This is a genomic window from Streptococcus mitis (assembly GCF_019929545.1).
GTDB classification, from domain to species: Bacteria; Bacillota; Bacilli; order Lactobacillales; family Streptococcaceae; genus Streptococcus; species Streptococcus mitis_BU.
Genome location: NZ_JAHZPT010000050.1, coordinates 1 through 5,946 on the forward strand (window position 1 = coordinate 1; position 5,946 = coordinate 5,946).

The 5,946-nt window shown below is 41.7% G+C and carries 6 protein-coding genes; all 6 read left to right on the plus strand.

The window, feature by feature from the left end; translation table 11 throughout:
• A partial coding sequence (locus tag K1I71_RS09315) for a helix-hairpin-helix domain-containing protein (protein WP_223330831.1) occupies positions 1–207 on the plus strand: 207 nt, incomplete at its 5' end.
• Positions 208–490: 283 nt separating this feature from the next.
• Entirely contained in the window at positions 491–1,069 is a 579-nt protein-coding gene (locus K1I71_RS09320; RefSeq protein WP_223330832.1) for a flavin reductase family protein, read from the plus strand.
• Positions 1,056–1,616: a GNAT family N-acetyltransferase gene (locus K1I71_RS09325; RefSeq protein WP_223330833.1), complete on the plus strand. Its 561-nt coding sequence runs from the start codon at positions 1,056–1,058 to the stop codon at positions 1,614–1,616. Before K1I71_RS09320 ends, K1I71_RS09325 begins: the two co-directional genes overlap by 14 nt.
• Positions 1,616–2,194: an AAA family ATPase gene (locus tag K1I71_RS09330; protein WP_223330834.1), complete on the plus strand. Its 579-nt coding sequence runs from the start codon at positions 1,616–1,618 to the stop codon at positions 2,192–2,194. The genes K1I71_RS09325 and K1I71_RS09330 overlap by 1 nt, the downstream gene beginning before the upstream one ends.
• Positions 2,187–4,838: a valine--tRNA ligase gene (locus K1I71_RS09335; RefSeq protein ID WP_223330835.1), complete on the plus strand. Its 2,652-nt coding sequence runs from the start codon at positions 2,187–2,189 to the stop codon at positions 4,836–4,838. Before K1I71_RS09330 ends, K1I71_RS09335 begins: the two co-directional genes overlap by 8 nt.
• Positions 4,839–4,908: 70 nt before the next feature.
• A partial coding sequence (locus K1I71_RS09340) for a DUF6119 family protein (RefSeq protein ID WP_223330836.1) occupies positions 4,909–5,946 on the plus strand: 1,038 nt, incomplete at its 3' end.

Here is a 5,946-nt window from a genome sequence, read left to right on the forward strand (position 1 = left end):
CAAGCTCAAAAAGTAGCCAATTCTGTAGAAGATTTTGCAGCAAACTTGGGTGGACTTCCACTTGATCGTGCCAAAACTTTCTATGATGAAGGAATTAAGTCTGCGTCAGATTTCAAAAACTGGACTGAAAAAGAACTCCTTGCCTTAAAAGGAATCGGCCCAGCTACTATTAAGAAATTGAAAGAAAATGGCATCAAGTTCAAGTAATCTGTCTTGTGCCTTGCATTTCCGAAAAAATCTTGCTACAATAGAGCCATTAGAGGTGTTTTGAATCCCACATTTTACAGAAAGTGGCGGAGCTGAGAAGTCCACAAATGTGTCAAAACTGGTTGCTAATGGATGAAAAATTGAAATAAAAGTGTCTTTTTGTTTTAAAGACGAGAGTTGCGGGCAACTGCCCGAAATTGGGTGGTACCGCGGATAAATACATTCGTCCCTGTCATGTAGATGGCAGGGATTTTCTTTTGCGTCTTAGTAAAAGGAGGTTGTTATGAAGCAATCTTTTAAAACAAGTAAACTCTATTATGGTTTTCCTATCTTCATTTTGGGGTATCAAGATCAGAATTTTGGACACAATATTACGACCTGTAGCTCTTCTTATAGCTTGGGAGATTGGCTAGTCATTGGTGTCGGAGCTGAGGAAAATGCGGCTGAGCAAATCAAGCATTACCAGAAGTTTACTGTGAATATTCCTGATGAAAATCTCATGATCGAGATGGAGCAGGCTGGTTTTATCAGTCATCGAGAGAAATTGAAACACCTGGGGCTAGACTACGAGATTTCTGAACGGACTCAGGCACCGATTTTAGAGGCCTATCCAGTCGTATTGGACTGTCAGGTAGATCGGATTATCGAGGAAGATGGAATCTGTCATATCTTTGCCAAGATTATCGAGCGACTTGCTGATCCAGATCTCTTGGATGAGAAAGGGCATTTTAAAAATGACCGTTTTTCACCGACTTACTTTATGGGGGACGGTCACCAGCGCGTTTATCGCTATTTAGATAACCGTGTTGACCCTATGGGGAGCTTCATCAAGAAAGCGAGGATGAAGGATGTCAAGAGCTGAATTACCAGAACGATTAGAAACCGAACGTCTCGTCCTACGAGTTCGTACAGTGGCAGATGCTGAGGATATCCATACCTACGCTAGTCTCCCAGAGGTCTCTTACCCAGCAGGCTTTCCTCCAGTCAAGACCTTGGAAGATGAGGTTTACTATCTAGAGCACATTCTTCCAGAACGCAATCAAAAGGAAAATCTCCCAGCTGGCTATGGGCTTGTCGTCAAAGGAACAGATAAAGTCATTGGTTCGGTTGACTTCAACCATCGCCATGCGGATGATGTGCTAGAGCTTGGCTATACCTTGCATCCAGACTATTGGGGGCGAGGCTATGTACCAGAAGCAGCGCTTGCCTTGATTGACTTAGCCTTTAAAGATTTGGATCTTCACAAGATTGAACTGACTTGTTTTGGATACAATGTCCAAAGTCAACGAGTCGCAGAGAAGCTTGGATTTACCCTCGAAGCTCGAATAAGAGACAGAAAGGATGTTCAAGGAAACCGCTGTGACAGTCTGATATATGGTTTGCTGAGAAGTGAGTGGGAGGTGATTTGATGCATCTTTTCATCATTGGTGCTCCGGCCTCAGGAAAAATGACGATTGGTCAAGAGTTATCTCGACTGACAGATGCTACCCTCTTTTATAACCATCAAGCCATCGATTTTGCACTAGAAATCTATCAGGATTATACAGAGGAGATGTGGGAATTTGTTCGTGGAATCACCTTTTCTTTCCTTGGGGCAAGTGCAAGAAATCAGCGTTCAGTGATTTTAACAGACGTGATTGATTTTTCAAATCAGTACCAGCTGATGTATTTAAAGCAAATTCAGGATTTATTGGATAACTTTCATCAAGAGATTCTGTTTGTTGAGTTGGAAATAAGTCTTGAAGAGCGTTTACGTCGAAATCGAACGGAGAATCGATTAAAGCACAAACCCTTAAAACGACATATTGAGGTATCTGAAAGAGAAATTTTAGAGACCGCTGAAACACTTCAATTAAATTCTCAACATCAACCGAATGAGTTGCACCATTACTTTAAAATAAATAATACGAGTTTGACTGCAAAAGAAGCTGCTAAGCAAATTCAAAATAAAATGAACAAAATAGAGAAAGGACAAACACATGTCTAAAGAACTTTCACCTAAATACAATCCAGCCGAGGTTGAGGCTGGTCGTTACCAAAAATGGCTTGATGCTGATGTTTTCAAGCCTTCAGGAGATCAAAAGGCTAAGCCTTATTCAATCGTCATTCCGCCACCAAACGTAACTGGGAAACTTCACCTTGGTCACGCTTGGGATACGACTTTGCAAGATATCATCATCCGTCAAAAACGCATGCAAGGTTTTGATACACTTTGGCTTCCAGGGATGGACCATGCGGGGATTGCGACTCAAGCTAAAGTTGAGGAGCGCTTGCGTGGCGAGGGCATTAGTCGTTATGACCTCGGCCGTGAAAAATTCCTTGAGAAAGTTTGGGAATGGAAAGACGAATATGCGACAACCATCAAGGAACAATGGGGCAAGATGGGTCTCTCTGTAGACTACTCTCGCGAGCGTTTCACTCTTGATGAAGGTTTGTCAAAAGCTGTTCGCAAGGTCTTTGTGGACCTTTACAAGAAAGGCTGGATCTACCGTGGTGAGTTTATCATCAACTGGGACCCAGCTGCACGCACAGCCCTTTCTGATATCGAGGTGATTCACAAGGACGTTGAAGGTGCCTTCTACCACATGAACTACATGCTAGAAGACGGTTCACGCGCCCTTGAAGTGGCGACAACTCGTCCTGAGACCATGTTTGGAGATGTGGCGGTTGCGGTTAATCCAGAAGACCCACGCTACAAGGACTTGATTGGTAAAAACGTCATCCTTCCAATCGCTAATAAACTCATCCCAATCGTTGGAGATGAGCACGCAGATCCTGAGTTTGGTACTGGTGTCGTGAAAATCACACCTGCCCATGATCCAAACGACTTCTTGGTTGGTCAACGACACAACTTGCCACAAGTCAACGTCATGAACGATGACGGAACTATGAACGACTTGGCCTTCGAATTTGCAGGCATAGACCGTTTTGAAGCTCGTAAAGCAGTCGTTGCCAAGTTGGAAGAAATCGGTGCCCTCGTCAAAATCGAAAAACGTGTCCACAGTGTTGGTCACTCAGAGCGTACAGGTGTTGTGGTTGAACCACGCTTGTCTACTCAGTGGTTTGTCAAGATGGACCAATTGGCCAAAAATGCTATTGCCAACCAAGACACAGAGGACAAAGTCGAATTCTACCCACCTCGTTTCAACGATACCTTCCTCCAGTGGATGGAAAATGTTCACGACTGGGTAATCTCTCGTCAGCTCTGGTGGGGTCACCAAATCCCTGCTTGGTACAATGCTGAGGGTGAAATGTACGTCGGTGAAGAAGCTCCTGAAGGTGACGGATGGACTCAGGACGAAGACGTCTTGGATACGTGGTTCAGTTCTGCCCTCTGGCCATTCTCAACCATGGGCTGGCCTGATGTTGATTCAGAAGACTTCAAACGTTACTTCCCAACTTCAACCTTGGTTACAGGTTACGACATCATCTTCTTCTGGGTGTCTCGTATGATCTTCCAATCCTTGGAATTCACTGGTCGTCAGCCGTTCCAAAACGTTCTGATTCACGGTCTCATTCGTGATGAGCAAGGACGCAAGATGTCTAAATCTCTCGGTAACGGGATTGACCCGATGGATGTCATCGAGAAATACGGTGCGGATGCCCTCCGCTGGTTCCTTTCAAACGGTTCTGCACCAGGGCAAGACGTGCGCTTCTCTTACGAGAAAATGGATGCTTCATGGAACTTCATTAACAAGATCTGGAACATCTCTCGCTACATCCTCATGAACAATGAAGGATTGACTATTGAGCAAGCAACTGCCAATGTGGAAAAAGTTGTTAACAAGGAAGCTGGAAATGTTACAGACCGCTGGATTCTCCACAACCTCAATGAAACGATCGGAAAAGCAACTGCCAACTTTGATAAGTTTGAGTTTGGTGTTGCTGGACACATCCTCTACAACTTCATCTGGGACGAGTTTGCGGACTGGTATGTTGAATTGACCAAGGAAGTCCTTTATAGCGACAATGAAGAAGAGAAAGTCATCACACGTTCTGTTCTCCTTTATACTTTGGACAAGATCCTTCGTCTCCTCCACCCAATCATGCCATTCGTGACAGAGGAAATCTTTGGACAAATCTCAGAAGGATCTATCGTGACAGCAGAATACCCAACTGTCAACCCAGCCTTTGAAGACCTTGCAGCTCACACTGGTGTAGAAAGCCTCAAAGACTTGATCCGTGCCGTTCGTAATGCGCGTGCGGAAGTAAACGTAGCACCAAGCAAGCCTATCACCATCCTTGTTAAGACAAGCGATAGCGACTTGGAAGCCTTCTTTAACAGCAATGTCAACTACATCAAACGCTTTACAAATCCAGAACACTTGGAAATCGCATCAACCATCCCTGCACCTGAACTTGCCATGTCAAGCGTCATCACAGGAGCAGAAATCTACCTGCCACTGGCAGACCTCCTCAATGTCGAAGAAGAATTGGCTCGTCTCGACAAGGAACTGGCTAAATGGCAAAAAGAACTGGATATGGTCGGCAAGAAACTCTCTAACGAACGCTTCGTAGCCAACGCCAAACCAGAAGTCGTCCAAAAAGAACGCGACAAACAAGCCGACTACCAAGCTAAATACGACGCGACAGTCGCACGTATTGATGAGATGAAGAAGTTGGTGAAATAAACACAGAAACACGGTGAGAAGCCGTGTTTTTTGGTATAATGAACTAAAATAGATTTTTGAGGAAGTATTAATGGGTAAGAATACTGAAAATTATAATTTGATATTACATAATACCAATGATTTCAAGAAGTGCTTGAAAGGTGACTTAGAGGGGATTGCTTCTCATGATTTGGATGTAGAAAAACATAATAATTTCAAAGAAGGAATAATATATATTGCTTCTACGGAAGAGAACACAGTAGAGTGGTTAGATACTCTTAGGTCCTATACCAAGGGTGAATTGGATAGTGATTTATATAAAAACAAATCGAATAAAGCTGTTATGATGCTTAAATATGTAAAAGATGAAGTAGAATATGTTTTTAGTTTGGTTTTTGGATACGGTCGAACTATGTTGAATGAGCAATCTATAGTTAGGAATTTTGGATTAAGAACGGCTGTTAATCTTATTGAAGAAAGTAATATCAAAAGTCTTAATTCATTAAATATATCCACAAACTATCTAGATATTCAAAGACAGGCTTTAAGCTATGGATCTCATTCTGATTTACATATTGACACAAACGCTGATATTTTAAAATCAATTTCAGGTCGTGCCTCATATGATAGTCATTATTCGACGTTAAATGGGGCTGATAATCTTAGATTTTCTGCTAAATCAGATGTAACTTTATCTGATTTGTTAAACGAAATTTTAGATGCGTATTCTAGTGAAAACTACAAAGAAAAAGGGTTGGAGTGGATTGATCATGTTCAGTATGTTAAAGAAAAGGAAATTATCTCAGAACTAGATGGAGTATTACTTGATCATATCACAGATAAACTATTAGAAAATCCTATTATTGCTCCTAACAAAATTGTCTCTTATCTTGATATAGAAGGATATTTTATATCAGGTATGAATATTAGTCATAAAATTAAGGAAAATTTTTATGACGATATCCCTTCAGAACAGTTTTGGGAGTTTCTTTCTAAAAATATAGAAGATAAAATAATAATAGATAAATTAAAAAGTTGTTCCTTATATTGTTGGACAAATGATTCTGCACAGAAAATATCGAGTATTTATGATGCTTTATTTATTGAAATTGATCACAATAATGAAAAA